Raw genomic sequence first — 23126 nt, forward strand, 5'->3', positions numbered from 1 at the left:
GAAATGGAGAAATCTTTGAAGGTCGGCTTCAAGTCTTTAAATATTTTGCATGGTTCGGATTATAAATCCATAGATAGGGCTTCGCGATTGCAAATCACGAAGAGCACATTATGCTGTCTCGTCATTTCGACTGAAGCGCAGCGAAATGGAGAAATCTTTGAAGGTCGGCTTCAAGTCTTTAAATATTTTGCATGGTTTGGATTACAAATCCGTAGATAGGGCTTCGAGATTGTAAATCACGAAGAACGAAAATTTTAATAGTGTAGAACTTATGCGATTGATAAAAAAATCCGAAGGATTTGAATATTTATAGTATCGGTTGATGATATCTATGATGCGACCCCGAAGGGGTCGAACAAACTACAAAGCATATTTACTATAGATATTTGACCTCGATGAGGTCTTTCCAGTACTTGATTTAAATGTGTTTAAGATAGATGCGTTTTTTAAGTAAAATAACGGATTCGTAAGTAAGGCTTCGAAATTGCAAAACACGAAGAGTACCGAAGAGCGTAGATTACAAATCCGTACGGTTCGCAATTACCAAGAGCCGCAGGTTTTTTAGACTTACGAAGTTTTTGAAACTTCGTAAGTCTTTAACTAAGCTTAGTGGTTTTAGAAATTAATGATGTTTCTTCAGCGTTCGGTAACAAATTCCAATGGAAACGCAGGTGAGTAGAGCGCCCATCATAAACGGTGCACCAGGGAAGTAGATATGATTTTTTGCGTTCGTAAAATAGGCGAATAAATACGACATCAATGTTGGTCCGATGATACTTGCTAAACTCATAAAGCCAGTCATAATTCCTTGCAGCTCGCCTTGTTCATCGGGCTTAACTTTGGTAGAAATAATACCCTGCATTGCTGGTCCTGTAATTCCCGCTAGGGCATAAGGCACCATAAAGGCAAACATCATCCAGCCTTTGCTGGCAAAAGCAAATAATACGAAGCCAAGTACATAAAGGCACAAACCAAACATAATGGCTTTTTTATTTCCGAATTTAGGAATAACCAAACGAATTAGCCATCCCTGAACTATGGCTACTGTTAAGCCTACAAAACCTAAAGAGTAGCCTACCCATGTTTTGTTCCATTCAAATTTCTCCTTGGTGTAGTATGCCCAAACGGTTTGTGTAGATTGTGCAGCTATGTATAAAATAAGCAGTGCTGCTAATAAACCAATTAAAGAAGGGTAGCGTTTGAGTTGTAAAAAAGCACCTACTGGATTAGCTCTTTTCCAATCAAATGCTCTTCTGTTTTCTTTTTTTAATGATTCGGGTAAGATGAAATAACCATACATGAAATTGAGCAGCGATAATCCTCCGGCAACCATGAAAGGAACCCGTGTTCCTATCTCACCAAAAATACCACCTATAACAGGGCCAATAATAAAACCCAGACCGAAAGCTGCACCGATTAATCCGAAGTTTTGAGAACGCTTTTCTGGAGTGCTTACATCTGCAATATAGGCCGAAGCTGTAGTAATGCTTGCGCCACAAAGCCCAGCAATGATACGCCCAATAAACAGCAAGGTAATGGTGTGTGCAAACGACAAAAAGAAGTAATCTATCGCCATTCCTAATAACGAAATTAAGAGCACTGGTCGGCGGCCAATCTTGTCGCTTAATGATCCCAAGATAGGAGAGCAAACGAACATCATTAAAGAATAAACAGTGAGCATTACTCCACCATATTCTGATGCTTTGCTTAAACTAGCTCCGGTTAATTCTTGTATTAAATCTGGCATGATTGGTATGATAATGCCAAAGCCAATACAGTCGAATAGGATAGTAACTAGTATGAAAAACACACCAGCATTTTTGTTGCTTGCCATGTTGGTTTTTTAGAAACGCAAAGGTAATATAATTACCAATTCCACATCTGATAATTTATTTGAGCAGGTCTGATTTTCATTTTTCTGACTTATTCGATTTATACCAATTTTAATTAGAAATGAATGCTAAGTTCCCATTTATTTGGCATAATTATCAATCAGAATAATATTTTGTTATACATATTAAATTATTATAAATCAGTATATTTAAATATGATAGGTTAAAGTTTTTATTTTTATAAATGTATTTTTACGGTTGAAAAATGGTGTTAAAATCAAAATAAAATTTCGTTTAAACGTTAATGTATTTGTTTATCAGTTACTTATGTTTGTGTTTTCTAGGTTTTATTGTTGTCTCTTATAAGCTTCAATAAAATCGCTTCGCATGGTTTTGAAACGCTCAATAACGGTTTCAATAAATGCTTCGTCAATGATTTGGAATACCTCGTTGACACCTCCTCCTGTGAGGTCTAATTCCGAAATTTTGTAGCTCTGTTCGTATGGTCCTTGTTCAAACTTTACAATGAATTTTTGGTTCATACTAAAGATGCTGATCTTGCATTGTGGATGTGGTAATTCGGCTATTATTCTCATGGTTAATTTCCTTACTGTTTAAGTGCTTTGTAATTGGGGATACTTATAGTTTATGTAGAGTGTAATTTACAAGCTGATGCTGAAATGAATTCAGCATGACGGAGTGCGGATTTAGCATCACCCTAACCATGAAGTAGCTGCGAAGCAAATTTATTTCAGGGTCAGTACGGTGCGTGGTTTTATTTAAAGGATGTTTGTAAGTAAAGCGGCGAATGCAATAATTTAATTGCCATACGCCGCTTGTGTTTTTTGGTTATGGGTTAACGCCCATTTCTTTCAGTAAGAAATCAGCTTTATCAATTTTCGAAGCAGCCCAAAGTACGTATCTAATATCTACACCAATTGAGCGGCTATAGCTTTCGTTCCAAGCGTAATCGTTAATAGTAGCGCCATACGCTCTATCGAAATTAACACCAATCAACTCGCCGTTAGCATTCATAATTGGTGAGCCCGAATTTCCGCCAGTAGTGTCCATGTTGTAAAGAAAGCCCACAGGTACATCGTTTAAATCCTTTTTAGCAAAAGAACCGAAGTCTTTTTTGTTCCAAAGCTCTTTAATAATGTTTGGATAGTAAAAATCTGGATTGCCCGACGCACCTTTTTCAATAATGCCTTTGATGGTGGTGTAAGGCGACATGTAGGTAGCATCAGCAGGAGAGTAGCCACGTACGTAGCCATAAGTTAGCCTTAATGTGCTGTTCGCATCTGGCACAAATCCTTTATTTAAGAACTTCTCCTTAACGTTTACGTAATCTCCCATCAGTTTATTCAGGATACCATCTCTGCGATCTTTCTCGGGCTTTAATTCTGCTATTTGACGAGCAATGTCGTTCTCTAGTAAAAGCAGTCCGTCATTGTAATCACTAATCGATTTGGGCGATTTTAATAGGCTGCTGAATACATAGTTTTGATCTTTCAATTTGGTTAAACCGAAAGTATCGTTAATATAATCATCAACCATTGCTTCGCTATTGCTGCCTCGATTAATGATTTTATCAACCGCCGCCACACGTTGATTGGGTGTAAAAGCAACCGCATCTAGCATCATTCTTTTGAAAATACGTCTATCTGCATCAATATGGTAAGCATCGTAAATATTAGATAATACCTGTTTCAATCTGCCAACATTCGCATCGAAATACGATTGTTTCTGTGCAGATGGTTGTTGGTTGAGGTTGCTTTTGAATACATTAATATTTCTTGCAATATTGATAAGGCTGGTTGAGTTGTAGATTTGTGACAACCATAAATCTCTATTTGCATCGCCGTTAATTTGTTTGTACAGCTGGTCGATGTTGGCCATTAAATTACCGTACTGCGCTTTAACTTCAACATTTCCATTGATAAACTCAGCTAATGCTGCATCTTCTTCCTGTTTTTTAGCGACAAGGTCGATACCTTTTATGCCCGCTAATTTGCCGCGGTAATTTTTCATTACGTTGGCGTTACGCTTGATACGAGTAGCTAATTTAATTTCCGTTGCTTTATCCTTCTTTCCTATATTTTCCATCGTTGCGTTCTGGAAATCATATAGTTCTGAAGTATATGGCAAAACATATTTCGCTTGGTAATCTACAAAGTGCGCAGGGCGATGACGGAAAGTTCTACCTGGATAACCTAAAATAAATACGAAATCTTCTTCATTAGTGCCGCTAGCATTAACTTTAAGCGATTTTTTAGGTTTGAATGGCACATTGTCTTTGCTGTACTTTGCCGGCTTTCCATCTTTGCCAACGTAAGCTCTCATGAAAGCGTAATCGCCAGTGTGGCGTGGCCAAACCCAATTATCGGTTTCTCCACCAAATTCGCCAATTTGACGGTTGGGTACGTAAACCAATCTCACATCTTGAATGGTTTTGTATCTGAACAGCACATAGGTTTTACCAATGAACATTTCAGATACCTCTGCTTTAATAGTAGGGTCTTTTTGTTCTGCTTCTGCAGCAATGTTTTTCATCTGGTTGGTAATCATCTGTAAGCGTGTTGCCGGATTTTCGATATTCGCAACAGAACCTAGAATTCTATCTGATACATCTTCATAACTTTCTGTAATACGGCAAGTTAATCCCTTTGCTTCAATTTCTTGTTCACGTATTCTAGCTACAAATCCATTGTTTAAGTAATCGTTTTGTGGAGTGCTAGCCAGTTGTACAGCGCTAAATGCACAGTGGTGATTGGTGATGATCAAACCTTCATCAGAAACGAAAGAACCAGTGCAGCCGCCAACATTAACTAATGCATCTACTAGGCTAATTCCGTTGGGATTATATACTTCATTAGGCTCAATTTTTAAGCCGGCCTTTTTCAAGTCTATTTTATGTATTTCGCTTAAAGGAAACATTCCTTCGTCGCGAAATTTATACCCCAAAAGCCCCAATGCGGCTACGGAAAGGGTAGATGCTAAAGTAATTGATAAGATTTTCTTGTTCATTGTGTTGTTAGTTAAGTTTCTAGCAGGTCAAAGCTAAGGAAATATGCTTTAACCCCCAACCCCTAAAGGGGAGTTGAATGTAAATACCACATTACGAAGATGTGACGCCGCCTCGATTTTCGAAAGTCCCCTTTAGGGGATTTAGGGGGTAATCCTTACCTTTGTCCTATGGCAGAAGATTTAACCATTTTAAAAGAAGCTTCGAAAGAAGAAAAGTATATATCGATAATCCCGCAAATTAAAGGACTTTTAGAAGGAGAAGATGACTTAATTGCAAACCTGGCAAATGTTTGTGCAGCGTTAAAAGAGCAGTTCAATTGGTTTTGGGTAGGATTTTATTTGGTTAAGGATGAAGAACTGGTTTTAGGGCCATTTCAAGGTCCAGTGGCTTGTACCCGAATTAAAAAAGGCAAAGGGGTTTGTGGTGCTTCTTGGCAACAAGAGCAAACGTTAATCGTACCAAATGTTGATGAGTTTCCAGGACATATTGCTTGTGCTTCTGCATCTAAATCTGAGATTGTTTTGCCACTTTATTTAGATGGAAAAATTATCGGCGTGCTAGATGTAGATAGTGAATATCTATCTCATTTTAATGAAGTTGATGGCAAGTATCTAAATGAAATTTTGAAGTTGATTAATGTCTAAATTATCTTTAGCTTTTTACCAACAAGAAGATGTAGTGAGCGTTGCTAAGCAACTGTTAGGTAAAAAACTATTCACTAATATTAACGGTATCGTAACTGGAGGTATCATTACAGAAACCGAAGCTTACGATGGAGCGATAGATAAGGCTTGTCATGCCTACGGTGGAAAGTACACCAATCGCACAGCAACGATGTTTTTAAAGGGTGGCGTAACTTACGTTTATCTTTGCTACGGTATTCATCATTTGTTAAATGTAGTTAGTGGAAAGGAAGGCAATCCGCAAGCCGTGTTAATTAGAGCTATAGAGCCTGTTGTAGGTTTAGAAGCTATGTTGCAACGTAGAAAGATGGATAAGCTTGCGCCACGCATTACCGCTGGTCCGGGAGCGCTATCGCAGGCGCTGGGCATAGATAAGCAACTTAATGCAAAAGATCTTTCTGCTAACGAAATTTGGATCGAAGATTTTGAAAGTTATAACGACGACCAAATTGTAGCAACTACTAGAATTGGTGTGGCTTATGCGGAAGAGCATGCTTTATGGCCATTTCGGTTTTACGTAAAAGGGAATAAGTTTGTGAGTAAGCCGAGTTCTTAGAAGCCACCACATAGACACATAAGAATATTTTTTATAGAACAGCTTTAAAGGTATGATAATCTTCTTGTATACTCTATCTGCCGCTATGTTATACCCTTTGGTATCTTCATTTCGATGAAAAACTATGTATCTATGTGGTTATAATTTTTTACTAGAACTTAGACAGATTCTTGTTTCGCTTGTTGGCGTCCCCGCCAATGAGACGAGGCTAAGCTAAAGAAATCTTAGTAATACTGAACTATTCGGGTTTTAAACACAACGTATTTCTGTTGCACTTCTGAGAAAATGTAAAATGTTTCTTTGTTTGGTTTAATCTTTAGTTTTTTAACCAAACTATCTGCCCTTTCTGGGAAGTTTCTCACGATCACATTGCCTTGCAGATTTTTCTCTTTCTTCAATTCATTTAAAGAAGAACTTTCTACAATTTCGAAAATGCGACCAATAAATGAGGCTTGTAAATCCATGGAGAAGTAGAGATGGCTTTGCCTGTCTAATTTCTGCAAGTTAAATTGATTGGCGATGGCATTAAAAGCACCGCTCTTCATCAAAGCTGTATCAGGTTCGTAGAGATAACCACTGCTCAAATGTGTATCTACGTAATTTGTGGTACTGTTGTCAATTAGAGGAAGATCGATTTGCTTTAGCTCAATATTTAGTGCGGCGCAAGTTATTTTCACTTCGCCCACAAAATTCTTATTTATTACCCAAAGAAGTTCCTTGCACTCATTCTTTACACTTACAATATGGATTTCGGAAACAAGTTTCAATTCTTTTAAACCCGCTTGTATGTCCAAAAGAGGAGAGGTTTTGATGATAATCCTTTCCGATCTGCTCAATAACAAATCTAAATGTTGTACCACATTAGGCGTACAATCTGCTAATTTGAATACTTTACCGCTAGTGTTCCTCCGTGCTGGATCTACATAAATAGTACCGAACAATTTTTCTGAGCTAGCTAAATATTTCAATCCGTCTAACGCTAAACAATGGATGTTATCAGCTGCTAAAATTTTTGCGTTGTGAGCAGATATTGAAGACAACTCTCCATTGATTTCGCAACTGTAAACTTCATCCACTTTGTGCGAAAAATAATAACTATCTACTCCAAAACCTGCGGTAATGTCTATTAATGAGTTGCCTTTTACCAATCGCTGTTTATAAGCCGCTGTATCTTCTGATGACGTTTGCTCTACAGATAAAGTACTTGGGTAAATGATGTTTTCTTGCTTAAACCAAGTTGGTAATTTCTTCTCAGCTTTCTTTTTGGCTGCAATTTGATTGGCCAGCTCGGCCGAACTTACCCCAGCAAAAGGAGATTTTGACAGCGCAATCTTACTTACATCAGCAGTGTTTAAATTACTGTTAATGTACGCTTGCACTTCCTTTTGTAAGAGGTTTTTGTTCATAATTAGATATGAGTATTGAGATATGAGATTTGAGACTGATTGATAGAGTTTTTCAACCAATGCGCAAATCAATTAACCGATTAACCAGTTTAACAGTTAACCTTCGGTAAGATTTTTCATCACCATTTGGCAAGTGTTTCTACTTTTTACTTCAAGCCAAACCTTTTTATTCACGGTTACTCTATCAATTGTTTCTTGGTTGTAATACCGGATGGTAACCAATTCCATATCTTGGTTGTACTTCACTTTATAATCTGCAGAAAGGTCCTTGATTAAACTTTCAATCTTCCTTTCGTCGTTATCTACGCTCACCGAAAAACTGATGGCAGAATTTAGCATCGTATTTACCTTCACCCGATTTTTATGGAAGATGGCGAAAATATCGCTTAAATTTTCCTCAATAATAAAGGAGAAATCTTTTGGGGAAATAGACAGCAACACTTGGTTAACCTTGAAAATAAACGAAGGAACTGGAAGGGTAGTAGCTTCAGTACTAATTTCTGTACCTGCTTCTTCTGGATGAATAAAAGACCTTACATATAATGGAATGCTTTTGTTCTGTATGGGTTTTATGGTTTTAGGATGAATGACCGTTGCACCGTAGTAAGTCAATTCAATCGCATCTCTGTAAGATAGTTGCGGGATTTTCTCCGTTACATCAAACCACTTCGGATCGGCATTTAGCACACCGGGTACATCTTTCCAGATGGTCATTTTCTCGGCATCCAAAGCTGCACTGAATATAGCAGCAGAATAATCAGAACCTTCTCTACCTAAAGTAGCAGTAAAATTTTCGCTAGTAGTACCAATAAAACCTTGCGTTAAAACAACTCCTTGCTCTAAATAACTCGGCAAATGCTTTTGGATCTCGCTGGTTGTTTTGTCCCATTGTACATTCGCTTCGCGGTAATTATTGTCGGTTTGGATATAATTACGGGCATCTTGCCAAATGCAAAAACTGCCTTGTTGGTTTAAATAAGCTGCAATGATTTTGGATGAAACCAATTCTCCAACCGACACAATCTGGTCATAAAGATAATCTGGCGCATCTTCAGCTTCTTCTTCCAAAAGCCATTCAATTTCTACAAAAGTATTGGCAACCTCATTATAAATCGGATTTTTCACATCAGGAAATAACTTACTGATGATATCGAAATGAAAATCTTTTACTGTTTCTAATAGTTGATGTTTTTTATCATCACCATTGATATGGGCAAAAGCCAATTCTTGCAACCTATCGGTAGTTTTATCTATGGCAGAAACCACAACGAGTAGGTTTTTAGTGCCAAAAGATTGTATAATTTGAGTAACGTTTTTTATTCCTTCGATGTTTTTGATGGATGCACCACCAAATTTGTATACTTGCATTTATTCGCTTGGAGTTAAGATGGTTTGAGGTTTGGCAATACCGCTAAGTTCTGAAAAAGGGATTACTAATTCTGTAGTACCCTCGGCGTAAGATTTAATTTCGTAAGCATTATAGAGAAATACTAATCCCTTATCACTTACATAATAGCTTTTGGGTAGCGAAAATTTCCCGTTAGTAAAGAAATATCTTTTATCTAGCGGTTCGGTAGCACTAATTTTTTCATTGCTTCTAAAAATTCTTTCACCAATTTTTAATAATTCAGCTTTCTTTTCTGGTAAGATAAGCGAATCCAAAGTTACAGCCTTATTTGTTTTAGGATTAAAGTTGATGTAAGAAATAATGGTGTTGCCATGTGCGCCACCTGCATAGTCTGAATGAACATATTTCATAGCTACGTAGTTGTGCAATTGTCTAATTACTTTAATATCAATAAGCAAATACCACCATTGTGCAGTGCCTGGGTTTTCTATGTAAAAATCGTTGTAACCTCTAATGAAACTTGCTGCAATGTCATCAAATGCTGTTGGTACTTCTTCGTCGCCAAAATAATGAAACACCTGACTTTTGATGTAATTGTTCAGGCTATCGTTCTCAAATACTGGATATCTAACTAAAGCATTAGCTGTATCAGCCTCTCTATTTACTTCTGGCTTTACCACGTTATTGCTCACCACCTTAATGGAGTCGTAACGATAGGTTAGTGTATCATTTTCCGCAGTTATAACGTGCGCAACTTTTTTTTCTTTATTGTCGCTAGTACAAGCCCAAACAAAACTAATTGCTAAAAGAGGTAAGATGATTTTTTTCATAACAAATTGTTTTAAAGTTTACTTAACTGCTCTTTGGTAAAGGATGCATTTAGCCATTCGTTTTCGTAGTTTGCGCCATATTTATCGTAAAAATTGATGCCTGGCGTATTCCAATCTAACACTTGCCAGCTCATTCCATTAAAGTTTCTTTCTTTGGCTTCTTGTACTACGCGATCAAACAAGAGCTTTCCAATTCCTTTTCCTCTGTAGCTTTCGGTAACCAAAAAATCTTCTAAATATAAACGACAACCTTTCCAAGTTGAGTATCTGATGTAAAACAATGCTAAGCCAACAATGGTTTTGCCATCTTCCGCTACAAAAGATTTCCAAACCGGATTTGTACCAAAACCAGCTTCTACAAACTCTTCTAAAGTTACCGTAACTTCGTTTGGAGCATTTTCGTAAACAGCTAATTCTGTAATTAGTTCCAGTAATCGAGGACAATCTTCGGCTGTTGCTGTTCTTAATTGAATATTCATTCTTTAGATATGAGACTTGAAGTTCTTTATTCCTGATTCTTCCAGTGCTTGATTACTCTTTTACCGAAAATATTACTTCCAATTCTAACGATGGTACTTCCTTCTTCAATTGCTAATTTGTAGTCAGCAGACATTCCCATCGAAATTTCCTTGAAAAATTCGTCTTTCCTAAAATAACTTAATTTAATACCATCGAACAACACTTTTAACTCGTTAAACTCTGCACTAGTTTGTTCATCGCTTGCTGTGTTTGTTGCAATTCCCATTAAACCAACTATTCTCACATTTTTTAATGCTGCAAATTCTTCAGATCGTAGTAATTCAATAGCTTCATCAAAGCCCAAACCGAACTTGGTGTCTTCATCTGCAATGTAAATCTGTAGCAGGCAATCTATCACACGGTTGTGTTTTGCAGCCTGTTTATCAATTTCTTTCAGCAGTTTTAAGCTATCTACAGACTCTATCAGTTTTACGAATGAAGCAATATACTTTACCTTATTGGTTTGTAAATGCCCAATCAAATGCCATTCGATATCTGCAGGCAATTGCGCTTGCTTATCTACCATCTCTTGCACCAAGTTTTCGCCAAAAACTCTTTGTCCAGCATCGTAAGCTTCTTTAACAGCTTCTGCCGGATGGTTTTTAGAAACGGCTACCAATTTAACTCCGTCGCTTTCAATTTCGCTTTTATATTTCAATAAGTTATCAGCAATACTCATTTATCGTTATTTTTGGGGGTAAAATTAATTATTACGAACGAAACCACATAGACACATAGCATTTTAAGTACCTAATATTTTGATATGAAGGTGTTAATAGAGAAACCTATGTTACTATGTGGTTGCTGAAATTTTTGATAATATAGAAATGACGAGATTTTTATTCATCCTTTTAAGTGTATTATGTTTAGCGGCCTGTAAACCTGGTATTCCAAAAGATATCATACAGCCTACAGAAATGGAAAACATATTGTATGATATCCATGTGTTGGATGGATATGTAGGTACCATACCTACACCTGATAGCGCTAGAAAAACATCAGCTCCGCTTTATAAAGGTATTTTTAAAAAGTACGGTATAGATTCGGCAACGCATGCTAAAAGTATGGCTTACTACTATAAACGTCCAGATTTGCTGTCTAAAATGTATGATAAAATAAGCGATAGGATAAGTAAGGAGAGAGATACAGAAGTGAAGAAGCAAGAAACGCAAGCAAAATTAGAAAGAGAAAAGTTAGAAAAACTTGCTAAAGCCGCTGCTAAAAGAAGGTTAGATTCTATAAAGAACGTAAACAAAAATAAGCAGACAGATACTGTTAAAAAAATAGCTAAACCAGCTAAATCATCATTAAGAACAAGTCAATCTACAAAGAACTAATATGCTGTACCCCGAAAATTGCGAAGAGAGATTAGGATTTAATGAGGTTAGGCAATTGGTGCGTCAGCATTGCTTAAGTACTATGGGACAAAACCTGGTCGACAAGATGCAGGTAATGTCTAAGTATGACCAGATAGACAAGTTTTTACGCCAGACGAAAGAGTTTAAAAACATCTTAGAAAACCAAGAACCTTTACAGATCAGTACTTTTTTTGATATTAAAGTGTTGGCTGATAAAATTAGGGTAGAAGGAAGTTATTTAGTAGAGGAGGAGCTATTTAAAATTTATACTTCGCTACAAACTGTTTTTTCTGTTATTCGATTTTTTGACGAACGGAAAGAGCTTTATCCTAGTTTAGAGGCCTTGTTTGAGCATCTGCCCATAGAAAGAGATATCCTTAAAAAAATTGAACGCGTGCTTGATGCCAAAGGGAAAATTAAGCCTAACGCATCTAACGAATTGCTATATATTACCACAGCAATTGCCAAAGGTGAACAAGAAGTACGCCGAAAAATGGATGCCATTTACAAAAATGCAGTAGCAAGCAATTGGGTAGCAGATGGTAGTTTAACTATGCGTGATGGAAGGATCTGTATCCCAATTTTAGCAGAGAATAAGCGTAAAATCAAGGGTTTTATCCATGATGAATCTGCCAGCGGACAAACGGTATATTTAGAGCCAGAAGAAGTTTTTACACTCAATAATAAACTTCGGGATTTGGAATTTGATAGACGTAGAGAAATTATTCGCATACTGATTGAAACTACCAATGACCTGAGGCCTTATACGCCAATTTTGTTGTCTTATCACGGGTTTTTAACCAAGTTGGATTTTGTGAGGGCGAAAGCTTTGTTTGCGATACAAATTGGTGCAGAAATGCCGCTACTACGCAAGGAACCGCAAACAAAGTTGATCAATGCTCGTCATCCGCTGTTACTGCTTTCTTTTGCCAATGAACAGAACGGCAAGAGTGTGGTACCGCTAAACATTCATATTAACGATGGAATGCGCATTGTGTTGGTTTCTGGACCAAATGCAGGAGGAAAATCGGTTTGTATGAAAACCGTGGGTTTGTTACAGATGATGTTGCAAACAGGTTTACTGGTGCCGGTTGACGAACATAGTGAAATGGGAGTTTTTAACCAGATTTTTGCTGATATTGGTGATGACCAATCTATTGAATCTGATTTGAGTACTTACAGTGCTCACTTGAACAAAATGCGCTATTTCCTGGCACACGCCAATCCAAAAACATTGGTACTGATTGATGAATTTGGTACAGGAACCGATCCCCAGTTTGGTGGGCCAATGGCAGAAGCCGTGCTGGAAGTGCTAAATAACAAAAAAGTTCGCGGTGTAATTACAACGCACTATTCTAATTTGAAACTTTTTGCTGGTGATACCGAAGGTTTGGAAAATGCCTCGATGTTATTTGATAACAGCAAAATGAAGCCGCTCTACATTCTGGATATTGGTAAGCCTGGTAGTTCTTACGCTTTCGAAATTGCTCAGAATATTGGCCTACAGAAGGAAGTTTTAGAACTCGCGAAGCAGAAAATTGGAACCAATCAAAATAGTATCGATAGCTTATTGGTGAATTTAGAAAAGGAGAAACGTCAGGTTCACGAAACTAAAGTGAAATTAGCTAATCAGCAGAATAGGTTAAACCAATTATTGACTGAAAATGAAAAGCAAAAATCATTTTTAGAAGAGAATAAACGCACTTTAATTAAAGATGCCAAGGTTCAAGCCCAAAACATCATTAAAGATGCCAACAAGTTGGTAGAGAATACCATTGCCCAAATTAAAAAGAAACAGGCCGATAAGGAAGCAACCCGTGAAATAAGGCAAAACTTGCAGAAAGGTTTGGCTAGAAACGAAGTGAAGGCAGAAGAACCAACACCCGTAGTCGAATTTGATGATACAGCCATAGAAGTGGGAGATTTTATTCAATTGATCGGTACAGAAAGTACAGGACAAGTGATGGAAATTAACAAGAATAACCTGGTGGTGGCTTTTGGTGATTTACGTTCGGTAGTAAAAAAGAACCGAGTACAGAAAATTAGTAACCGACAGGTGAAAAAATTAGTACAACGTAGCTCTTATACCAATAGTTTAAGCGATGCCGTAAGTAATTTTAGAGCAGAGTTAGATTTGCGTGGCATGCGTGGCGAAGTTGCATTGCAAGAGTTGGAAAATTACATGGACAAAGCAATTATGTTGGGCTTTCCATCTATTAAAATTATCCATGGCAAAGGCGATGGTATTTTACGTAAGCTGATCAGAACTCACTTGAAATCGTACAAGCAAGTAGATAGAATGGAAGATGAGCATTTAGACAGGGGTGGAGATGGAATTACTTATGTTTATATGAAGTAAAAACCAATCATACAAAACGTTGTTAATATAATGTAAAACGTGATGTGTATGAAAAAGATACTATTTATTGCCGGAGTTTTATTATGCAGCATTGCTTGTAAAAAAGACAGAAATAACGAAGACCTTACACCTGTAGAATTAAAAACAAAGGTTTTGGTTTCAAATTTAACTTTGCCCTGGGAACTCGTTTACGGGCCAGATAACTTAATTTGGTTTACCGAAAAATCGGGGAAGATTAGTAGAATAAATCCGTCTAATAGTCAAGTAACTGCTTTACATACTATTTCGGAAGTTAGGGTACAAGGTGAAGGCGGTTTGCTTGGCATGGCTTTACATCCCAATTTCAGCGTTAATCCGTTTGTTTACGTATTTTACGGATATGGCACACCTTACAGAAACAAATTGGTAAGGTTTACTTATAGCAACAACACATTAGGTAGCCCGCAAACATTTTTAGATAACATTCCCGCTTCAAATAATCATAACGGTTCTCGTTTGCTCATTGCTGGCGATAAACTATTTATAACCACTGGTGATGCTGAAGATTTAAGTACACCTCAAAATGTAAACTCTTTAGCGGGAAAAGTACTCAGGTTAAATTTAGATGGTACTATTCCTACAGACAATCCTTTTCCGAATAACCCTATGTGGTCTTACGGACATCGTAATGCGCAAGGTTTGGCTATGGTAGGTAACAGACTATTCTCTTCGGAACATGGTCCGTCTACAGACGATGAAATAAATATCATTGAAAAAGGTAAAAATTATGGTTGGCCAACCGTTAGAGGAAAATGTAATGAAAGCAGTGAGACATCGTTCTGTAACCAAAATAACGTTGCAGAATCTATCATAGAATGGACACCGACCATTGCCCCAAGTGGAATGATGTATTACAATTCTAATTATATTCCTCAATTTAAAAATTCGTTGCTGCTTTGTTTGCTTAAAGGAAGTCGTTTAATGCAATTGAAATTAAATGATGCTCAAAATGCAATTGTAGAAACCAAAGATTTTTTTGTTGGAGATTTTCAAAGGATTAGAGCCGTTACCCAATCGCCCGAAGGGAAAATCTATATTTGCACAAGTAATGGTGACGCAAAAGATCAGATTATAGAAATATCAAAATAATACTAGCCACAGATGCACAGATTTTGATTTTAGAAATAGAAAATAATCTGTATATCTGTGGCTTTTAAAATAGTCTCTTAGTGTAGTTTTTACAATACTACTATCTACATTTAGCTTTTGTAAAGCAGTAAAGAAATCCTATTTTAGCCGCGAAACACACCAAATATGATTAATAAAGTTGTAGCAAATGCTGATGAAGCAATAGCTGATATTACGGATGGGCAAACTTTAATGCTGGGCGGATTTGGCCTATGCGGTATTCCCGAGAACTGTATTTCTGCTCTCGTGAAAAAGGGAGTGAAAGATTTAACCTGTATTTCTAACAATGCAGGGGTAGATGATTTCGGTATCGGCTTAATGTTAAAGCAACGGCAGGTAAAGAAAATGATTTCTTCTTACGTGGGCGAAAACGCAGAATTTGAACGCCAGTTATTGAGTGGAGAATTAGAGGTTGAGTTAATTCCTCAGGGAACGTTAGCTACCCGCTGTTTGGCTGCTGGTTACGGTATGCCTGCTATTTTCACTCCCGCAGGCGTAGGAACCGAAGTGGCAGAAGGTAAGGAAACCAGAAACTTCAATGGCAAAGATTATTTAATGGAATATGCGTTTGATGCTGATTTCGCCATTGTAAAAGCTTGGAAAGGCGATACTGCAGGGAATTTGATTTTCCGTTCTACAAGCAGAAATTTCAATCCGGTAATGGCGATGGCAGGTAAGATAACCATTGCCGAAGTAGAAGAATTGGTAGAAGTTGGACAACTAGATCCCGATCATATTCATACACCTGGCGTTTATGTACACAGAATTTTCCAAGGTAAGGATTATGAAAAAAGGATTGAGCAGCGAACGGTGAGGAGCAAGGAACAAGGATAAAAAAAAGACTAATGTAAATCCACTTTGTGCTCTTTCCCGAATAATCGGGACAAGTTATGCCTTTGTGGTTAAAAATCTCGATAAATAGCTTTAAGATTGCTTCGCAAAGCTCGCAATGACGTCCTATTTGCCGTCTTTGCGAGGAGGAACGACGAATCAATCTCTGTAAAAGTTCCTATTAAATATCAAAGTAATTATGCTTGACAAAAACGGTATTGCGAAACGTATCGCTAAAGAAATAAAAGACGGTTATTATGTTAACTTAGGTATTGGTATTCCTACTTTGGTAGCCAATTATATTCCAGAAGGAGTTAATGTAGTACTACAATCTGAAAATGGGTTATTGGGCATGGGACCATTTCCTTTTGAGGGAGAAGAAGACCCCGATTTGATTAATGCAGGCAAACAAACTATCACTACTTTGCCCGGTTCATCTATATTCGATTCTGCAATGAGCTTTGGGATGATTAGAGCTCAAAAAATTGATTTGACCATTTTAGGAGCGATGGAAGTTTCTGAAAACGGCGACATTGCCAATTGGAAAATACCAGGAAAAATGGTGAAAGGAATGGGCGGAGCAATGGATTTAGTGGCTTCTGCAAAGAACATTATTGTAGCCATGCAGCACGTAAACAAAGCAGGAGAAAGCAAACTGTTGCCATCTTGTACTCTGCCTCTAACTGGCGTAAATTGCATCAAGAAAATTGTAACTGAATTAGGTGTTTTCGATGTTTTGCCCGAAGGTGGATTTAAGCTTTTGGAAAGAGCACCCGGTGTTAGTGTAGACGAAATTAGAAAAGCTACAGCTGGTAAGTTGTACGCAGATGATGATGTGCCAGAAATGGTGGTTGGTTAATTTTTAACCGTCATTTCGAACGCAGAGAGAAATCTTTGGACTGGTTATTTATTAGATGATTTTCAAGGATTTCTCCATTTCGCTGCGCTTCAGTCGAAATGACGAGCAGCGGTTAAGACTTACGAAGTTTTTAAAACTTCGTAAGTCTACTGAAAATCATTTCAACGCCTCGATAATTCCAATCACATCATTTTTTCCTAAACCTTTATTGTGCGCATCTTGATAAGTATCAATCATTGCTTGCGATAAAGGAAAATTGGCACCAGCTTTTTGTGCTAACAAAATATCCTTCAGCATTAAATCTAAAGCAAAAGCAGCAGGGTAGCTGTCGTTAATTAGTAAAGGTGTTTTCACTTTAGTAGCGCCATTTCCGCAAGCACTTTCGTTGATGATTTCGAGCATATCTTTACGCTCCAATCCTAGTTTTTCCGAAAACAAAACGGTTTCAGCCAGCCCTTGGTAAATTAACGATAAGAAATAGTTGATGGAAAGTTTAGCAGCTATACCACTTCCATTTGCACCCAAGTGCTTTGTTAATTTCCCTATTTTGTCGAAATAAGGTTGAGCCCTTTTGATATCGTTTTCATCACCACCAGCCATCATAATTAATGTTCCTTCTTTAGCTGGCATGGTACTTCCCGCAACTGGCGCATCTATAAAACTAGCGTCTTTAGTTTTTACCAATTCTGCATTAGCTAGTGAGCATTCTTGAGAAATGGTGCTGCAATCTATGAATAACTTTCCGCCGATTTTTTCTTTTGATATCTCTTGATAGACTTGATTTACAGCATCGTCATTAGTTAACATGGTAAAGATGATGTCACTGTTTTTCACCAATTCGCTAATGCTTTGGCACACCGTCGCTGTCGACTTAAAATCTTCTGTTTTATCTAAAGAACGGTTGTAAACCGATAATTCGTAACCTGCTTTCAAAAGGTTTTTAGCCATGGGATTACCCATATTACCTAAACCTATCCAACCTAATTTTGTGTTGTTCACTGTGTTTTTTTTATAAGTGCCTAAAATAAAAAATGCCCGTCATTTCGACGAAGAATGAGCAGAAATCTAGCAAGTTAGATTTAACTCTATTGATTTTCAATTCTCTCTACGTTCGAAGTGACGGACAGATTTATGCTAGACTTACGAAGTTTGCGAAACTTCGTAAGTCTGTAAGTGATTTCTAAGCTTGTAAATCGCTCATAATTGTTTTAATTTTTTCATTCAGCTTTTGCTCGGTAGCCTTAAACTCTCCAGTACTTGCTAAAGGTTCGTTTACGCTGCAATAGAACTTAATTTTAGGTTCTGTACCACTTGGGCGGGCAGAAATAATACTGCCATCCTCCGTAATGAACTGCAACACATCCGATTTAGGGAAGCCTAATTCTGCACTTGAGCCAGATTTTATATCGGTTACTTTGTTTAACTCGTAATCTTTTAAGGTCACTACTGGCGAGCCACCCAAAGTAGCAGGAGGATTGTTTCTAAATTTCTCCATCATCGCTTTGATTTCCTCTGCACCAGTTTTTCCTTTCTTGGTTATCGAAACTAAATCTTCTTTGTACATGCCATATTTCACGTACATTTCAATCATAGCTTCGTACAAGCTGCTACCTTTGTCCTTATAAAAAGCAGTCATTTCGGCAATAAATGCACAAGAAATTACCGCATCTTTATCACGTACTAAATCGCCAACTAGATAACCATAACTTTCTTCGCCGCCCACAATGAATTGTTTTTTACCCAAAAGTTCGGTCATGATTTTGCCAATCCATTTAAAGCCGGTAAGCGTATTGAAATATTCTACACCTTTTTCATCGGCAATTGCCTTAATTAAAGGTGTGGTTACAATTGTGCTTACAATGTATTCATTCCCCGTTAATTTCCCTTTTTCTTGCCAAGCGGTTAACATGTAGTTCACTAATAAACTTCCTGTTTGATTACCGTTTAATAGAACGAATTCACCATCGGTATTTTTTACGGCAATTCCTACACGGTCAGCATCAGGGTCAGTTGCTAAAACTAAATCAGCATCAATTTCTTCGGCTTTTTTCAAAGCCAAGGTTAGCGCTTCTTTTTCTTCGGGATTTGGATAAACCACCGTAGGAAAGTTACCATCTGGTTTACTTTGCTCTTCTACAATTGTTACGTTAGTGAAACCAAATTGCGCTAAAGCAGGTGGCACCAACGTTATTCCAGTGCCGTGAATAGGAGAGAACACAATTTTCAAATTCTTCTGACGCTCAATGGCATCTGGAGAAACAGAAAGCTCAGTGATTTTATCTAAGTATTTCTGGTCAATTTCTTCCGCAATCAATTCAATGTTAGCATCAACTCTATCGAATTTCACTTCGTCAATGCTTTTAATGGCAGCAACTTCTTCCATCACCATTTTATCATCTGGAGAGGTGAACTGACCGCCATCTGCACCATAAGCCTTATAGCCATTGTATTCCTTGGGATTATGTGATGCCGTTAACATCACACCACTTTTGCAACCCAACTCGCGGATAGCAAACGAAAGTTCTGGTGTTGGACGCAACGCGGAAAAGAAATACACCTTAATTCCGTTTGCAGAGAAAACATCTGCAGTAATTTTGGCGAAAACATCAGAATTATTTCTACTATCGTGGGCAATGGCCACACAAATCTTCTCACCTGGATACTTTTTTAACAGATAGTTAGATAAACCTTGCGTAGCAGTACCAATGGTATATTTATTTACACGGTTAGAACCAGCCCCCATAATTCCACGCAAACCGCCTGTTCCAAACTCTAAATTTCTATAAAAAGCATCTGTAAGTTCAGTATAAGCTTCTTGATCTATCAATTTTTGAATGTCTGATTTGGTGAACTCATCATAGTTGCCGCTAAGCCATTGTTGCACGGCTGTGCTGGTGGTTTGATCTAATTGCATATTATTATATAAGGTTAATGTCGATATAAATACAAATTTTTTCCGAATGGGTTTGTTAAAAATAAACAAAACAAGATTTATTTCATTGATTTCGCTGAAATTAACAGTCTTTTATTTATTTTCACGACCCGTTACAATAATAACAAAAATCTATATCCTATAATTTAAAAATGAAAACATTCTGATGCAACTCAGGATGAATAAGTAAAATTAAAACAACCAATGAAAATTTTAAAATTCGGTGGCACCTCGGTGGGTAGCCCAGAACGTATGAAAGCGCTGTTGGATATCATTAATCCCGCAGAAAGACAAATTGTAGTGTTATCGGCAATGTCTGGTACTACAAATAGTTTGGTAGAAATTTCTAACGCGTTACTGAAGGAAGATAAGAAGAAGGGCATCGAATTAATTAATACGTTAAAGGATAAATATGATGTAGTAGTAGCCGAATTACTACCAGAGAGCGTTAATGACGATTTTAGAGCGCAAGGTCAAGAAGTGGTAGATTACCATTTCAACTTCCTACTTTCTTTAGCCAACAATGTATTTACTGCTATTGAAGATAAGGTAGTTTTGGCGCAGGGCGAGTTATTATCAACCACCTTATATCACGTTTATTTGAAGTCTATCGGCGTGCCTTCGGTATTGCTTCCTGCTTTAGATTTTATGAAGATTGATGAGGATAACGAACCAGTTATTCCTTACACTACAGAGAATTTAACTCCAATATTGGAAGCAAACCCTGATACGAAGTTATTTATAACACAAGGTTTTATTTGCAGAAATAGCTTTGGCGAGGTAGATAATTTGCGCCGTGGTGGTAGCGATTATACGGCTTCGTTGTTAGGTGCAGCAATTTCAGCAGAAGAAGTTCAAATCTGGACAGATATTGATGGAATGCACAATAACGACCCTCGTATTGTGAAGGGAACCAAGCCAATTGCCAACCTATCATTTGATGAAGCTGCAGAGTTGGCCTACTTTGGTGCAAAGATTTTGCATCCACAATCGGTTTTCCCTGCACAGAAATATAAAATTCCGGTTCGTTTGTTAAATACGATGGAACCTCAAGCTTTTGGTACGGTAATTAGTACGGAGAGCGAGAAAGGTAAAATCAAATCTATTGCAGCGAAAGATGGCATTACGGCAATCAAAATCCAGTCGAGCCGAATGTTGTTGGCTTATGGTTTTTTACGTAAGGTTTTCGAAGTTTTCGAGCGTTACAAAACACCAATTGATATGATTACTACATCAGAGGTTGCTGTTTCTTTAACTGTTGATTTTACCGATAATCTAGATAAAATTGTGGAAGAGCTGAACTCTTTCGGCAGTGTTGAGCTAGACAGAAACCAAACCATTGTTTGTGTAGTTGGTGATTTTGGTGCAGAGAAACATGGTTATGCCGCAAAGGTATTAGATTCGGTTAAACATATTCCAGTAAGGATGATTTCTTACGGTGGTAGTGCTTACAATATCTCGCTTTTAATTAATACTGATGATAAGGTAGAAGCATTGAGAAGCTTGCATAATAGGATTTTTGAGTAGAAGCTTAAATCTTTACGTCATTTCGACGAAGAATGAGGAGAAATCTAGCAAATAGATTGTCAACTGTTAGATTTCTCTCCCGAAGAAAAATCGGGATCGAAATGACGAACATATGTACGCGTTTTGAAAAACTGAAAGAAGTTAACTAAACCTGATTGAAGTGGAAATATCCCGATTTTTCTTCGGGGATTGAAGCGGAAAGCGGGGCTGATCTAAGATAGTACTACTGTTGTTGCTTTTCGAGAAGTTAACGATAGTAGAAAAAAATAAAAATAACGATTAATATCAATACAATTGAGATACGAATTCTTCTTTCAAAATCTCTGCGGCTAATGTTTCCACGACGGTAATCAAGGTAATTACCAACGTAGATGATAGCCAAAAGAACGAGGAAGAGAAGGAGTATAAATTTCAAGATTATGTTTTCGGATAAAGATATAGCACATTTTTCGAATTTAGAAACGCCGTTTTATTATTACGACCTAAATTTGTTGAGAGAAACATTGGAGGTTTGTAGCGAGGCTGCAAATGTTTATAATTTTCATGTGCATTACGCTATGAAAGCCAACTTTAACGATAAAGTTTTAGCGCAGATTAAACAGGTTGGTTTTGGTGCTGATGCCGTTAGTGGTGGCGAAGTGAGAAAAGCCATAGAAAGTGGTTTTCCAAATAATAAGGTAGTTTTTGCAGGTGTCGGTAAATCTGATAAAGAGATTAACTATGCTCTAGACCAAGATATTTTCTGCTTTAATGTAGAGTCGCTGCAAGAATTACAGGTAATTAACGAACTGGCGGAGAAAAAAGGCAAGGTAGCTAAAGTTGCTATTCGTATCAACCCTAACGTAGATGCACATACACATGCTAACATCACCACTGGTTTAGATGAAAACAAGTTTGGCATTAACTCTTGGGATATGCCTGCTTGCGCTGATATTTTAAACGTATCGGCTAATTTAGAGTTTGTGGGTATACACTTTCATATTGGTTCACAGATTACCAATTTAGATGTTTATAAAAACCTTTGTGTACGTGTAAACGAGTTTGGTGCTTGGTTTGAGGACAGAGGTTTTAAAGTTAAAGTCTTAAACGTTGGTGGTGGTTTAGGTATCGATTACCATAATCCGAATGCTCAAATTCCAAACTTTGAGGCTTACTTTAAGATATTCGCTGATTTTCTGGAGATCAAGCCTCATCAAGAAGTGCATTTTGAATTGGGTAGGGCATTGGTTGGTCAGTCATCATCATTGATTAGCCGTGTGCTGTACGTTAAAAATGGTAAGAAAAAGAACTTTATTGTTTTAGATGCTGGTATGACGGAATTAATGCGTCCAGCATTGTACCAAGCTTATCATCAAATTGAAAATATTTCGCCTAGTATAACTGGGAATACGGTGAAGTATGATGTTGTAGGTCCAATTTGTGAAAGCACTGATTGCTTTGGAAAAGAAGTGCCTTTGCAAGAGACTTTCAGAAATGATTTAATTGCGATTAGAAGTACTGGCGCTTATGGCGAAGTAATGGCATCTAACTATAACTTGCGTGATGCTATTGTAACGGTAACTAGCGAAGATTTTTGAAGCTTCTCGTCATTCAGAGTTACGAAGCAATCCTAAAGCGAGAGATTGCTTCGTAACTCGCAACGATGATTTTTTTCTATTGCTTTCTTCTAGCAGCAACGTATACAATAACGCCTACCAGCATTGCTACGCCGCCAACATAGGGAGGCCAATTCACAGATTTTTCCCTATCTGCACTTATTTCTATCGGACCAGCATCAATAATTTTCTCTTTTTTGGTATAGGTAAACCCACTCCATACCACCATAATTAAACCGATTACTATTAACAATACACCTAATGATTTTCCCATAATAAAGATTTTATTAGGGAAC

The 23126-nt window shown here is 37.4% G+C and carries 21 protein-coding genes; 10 read left to right on the forward strand and 11 right to left on the reverse strand.

Annotated elements, in window-relative coordinates; translation table 11 throughout:
- Positions 1 to 219, forward strand: a 219-nt coding sequence (locus REI64_RS16615) for a hypothetical protein (RefSeq protein ID WP_308851272.1), incomplete at its 5' end; no start/stop codon positions are given.
- A gap of 403 nt (positions 220 to 622) precedes the next feature.
- Here REI64_RS16615 and REI64_RS16620 read toward each other — a convergent pair.
- The 3 genes from REI64_RS16620 to REI64_RS16630 form a co-directional block, all read right to left on the reverse strand.
- Complete coding sequence (locus tag REI64_RS16620) at positions 623 to 1834, reverse strand: TCR/Tet family MFS transporter (RefSeq protein ID WP_308851273.1); 1212 nt, start codon at positions 1832 to 1834, stop codon at positions 623 to 625.
- Positions 1835 to 2179: 345 nt separating this feature from the next.
- Positions 2180 to 2374: a hypothetical protein gene (locus tag REI64_RS16625; protein ID WP_308851274.1), complete on the reverse strand. Its 195-nt coding sequence runs from the start codon at positions 2372 to 2374 to the stop codon at positions 2180 to 2182.
- A gap of 307 nt (positions 2375 to 2681) precedes the next feature.
- Complete coding sequence (locus REI64_RS16630) at positions 2682 to 4859, reverse strand: S46 family peptidase (protein ID WP_308851275.1); 2178 nt, start codon at positions 4857 to 4859, stop codon at positions 2682 to 2684.
- Between the two features lie 168 nt (positions 4860 to 5027).
- Between REI64_RS16630 and REI64_RS16635 the strand changes: the two genes are divergently transcribed.
- Together REI64_RS16635 and REI64_RS16640 are read left to right on the forward strand one after the other, a co-directional pair.
- Positions 5028 to 5504: a GAF domain-containing protein gene (locus tag REI64_RS16635; protein WP_308851276.1), complete on the forward strand. Its 477-nt coding sequence runs from the start codon at positions 5028 to 5030 to the stop codon at positions 5502 to 5504.
- The gene (locus REI64_RS16640) at positions 5497 to 6099 is read left to right on the forward strand and encodes a DNA-3-methyladenine glycosylase (protein ID WP_308851277.1); all 603 of its coding nucleotides are present in this window, start codon (positions 5497 to 5499) and stop codon (positions 6097 to 6099) included. The genes REI64_RS16635 and REI64_RS16640 overlap by 8 nt, the downstream gene beginning before the upstream one ends.
- A gap of 224 nt (positions 6100 to 6323) precedes the next feature.
- Here the strand turns inward: REI64_RS16640 and REI64_RS16645 are convergent, their stop codons facing one another.
- From REI64_RS16645 to REI64_RS16665, 5 genes are all read right to left on the reverse strand, one after another.
- A complete protein-coding gene (locus tag REI64_RS16645) occupies positions 6324 to 7505 on the reverse strand; it encodes a hypothetical protein (RefSeq protein WP_308851278.1) in 1182 nt (393 codons plus the stop codon).
- 96 nt (positions 7506 to 7601) lie between these two features.
- The gene (locus tag REI64_RS16650) at positions 7602 to 8873 is read right to left on the reverse strand and encodes an aspartate kinase (protein ID WP_308851279.1); all 1272 of its coding nucleotides are present in this window, start codon (positions 8871 to 8873) and stop codon (positions 7602 to 7604) included.
- Positions 8874 to 9683: a DUF3298 domain-containing protein gene (locus tag REI64_RS16655; RefSeq protein ID WP_308851280.1), complete on the reverse strand. Its 810-nt coding sequence runs from the start codon at positions 9681 to 9683 to the stop codon at positions 8874 to 8876.
- A gap of 11 nt (positions 9684 to 9694) precedes the next feature.
- Complete coding sequence (locus REI64_RS16660; RefSeq protein ID WP_308851281.1) at positions 9695 to 10162, reverse strand: GNAT family N-acetyltransferase; 468 nt, start codon at positions 10160 to 10162, stop codon at positions 9695 to 9697.
- 26 nt (positions 10163 to 10188) lie between these two features.
- A complete protein-coding gene (locus REI64_RS16665; RefSeq protein ID WP_308851282.1) occupies positions 10189 to 10881 on the reverse strand; it encodes a YggS family pyridoxal phosphate-dependent enzyme in 693 nt (230 codons plus the stop codon).
- Between the two features lie 148 nt (positions 10882 to 11029).
- Between REI64_RS16665 and REI64_RS16670 the strand changes: the two genes are divergently transcribed.
- The 5 genes from REI64_RS16670 (at position 11030) to REI64_RS16690 (ending at position 16776) form a co-directional block, all read left to right on the forward strand.
- A complete protein-coding gene (locus REI64_RS16670) occupies positions 11030 to 11539 on the forward strand; it encodes a DUF4296 domain-containing protein (protein WP_308851283.1) in 510 nt (169 codons plus the stop codon).
- A gap of 1 nt (position 11540) precedes the next feature.
- Entirely contained in the window at positions 11541 to 13919 is a 2379-nt protein-coding gene (locus tag REI64_RS16675) for an endonuclease MutS2 (protein WP_308851284.1), read from the forward strand.
- Between the two features lie 48 nt (positions 13920 to 13967).
- Positions 13968 to 15047 carry a PQQ-dependent sugar dehydrogenase gene (locus tag REI64_RS16680; RefSeq protein WP_308851285.1) on the forward strand — a complete coding sequence of 360 codons (1080 nt, stop codon included), beginning with the start codon at positions 13968 to 13970 and terminating at the stop codon, positions 15045 to 15047.
- Between the two features lie 165 nt (positions 15048 to 15212).
- A complete protein-coding gene (locus REI64_RS16685) occupies positions 15213 to 15920 on the forward strand; it encodes a CoA transferase subunit A (RefSeq protein WP_308851286.1) in 708 nt (235 codons plus the stop codon).
- A gap of 196 nt (positions 15921 to 16116) precedes the next feature.
- Positions 16117 to 16776 carry a CoA transferase subunit B gene (locus tag REI64_RS16690; RefSeq protein WP_308851287.1) on the forward strand — a complete coding sequence of 220 codons (660 nt, stop codon included), beginning with the start codon at positions 16117 to 16119 and terminating at the stop codon, positions 16774 to 16776.
- Between the two features lie 156 nt (positions 16777 to 16932).
- Here REI64_RS16690 and REI64_RS16695 read toward each other — a convergent pair whose 3' ends face one another.
- Complete coding sequence (locus REI64_RS16695) at positions 16933 to 17775, reverse strand: NAD(P)-dependent oxidoreductase (RefSeq protein WP_308851288.1); 843 nt, start codon at positions 17773 to 17775, stop codon at positions 16933 to 16935.
- 181 nt (positions 17776 to 17956) lie between these two features.
- Complete coding sequence (locus REI64_RS16700) at positions 17957 to 19690, reverse strand: phospho-sugar mutase (RefSeq protein WP_308851289.1); 1734 nt, start codon at positions 19688 to 19690, stop codon at positions 17957 to 17959.
- Positions 19691 to 19912: 222 nt separating this feature from the next.
- Between REI64_RS16700 and REI64_RS16705 the strand changes: the two genes are divergently transcribed.
- The gene (locus REI64_RS16705; protein WP_308851290.1) at positions 19913 to 21235 is read left to right on the forward strand and encodes an aspartate kinase; all 1323 of its coding nucleotides are present in this window, start codon (positions 19913 to 19915) and stop codon (positions 21233 to 21235) included.
- Positions 21236 to 21654: 419 nt separating this feature from the next.
- The gene (gene lysA / locus REI64_RS16710) at positions 21655 to 22812 is read left to right on the forward strand and encodes a diaminopimelate decarboxylase (RefSeq protein WP_308851291.1); all 1158 of its coding nucleotides are present in this window, start codon (positions 21655 to 21657) and stop codon (positions 22810 to 22812) included.
- Between the two features lie 76 nt (positions 22813 to 22888).
- Here the strand turns inward: lysA and REI64_RS16715 are convergent, their stop codons facing one another.
- A complete protein-coding gene (locus tag REI64_RS16715; RefSeq protein WP_308851292.1) occupies positions 22889 to 23104 on the reverse strand; it encodes a hypothetical protein in 216 nt (71 codons plus the stop codon).
- Between the last annotated feature and the right edge of the window lie 22 nt (positions 23105 to 23126).

This window comes from Pedobacter sp. (assembly GCF_031119335.1).
Classification (GTDB): Bacteria; Bacteroidota; Bacteroidia; order Sphingobacteriales; family Sphingobacteriaceae; genus Pedobacter.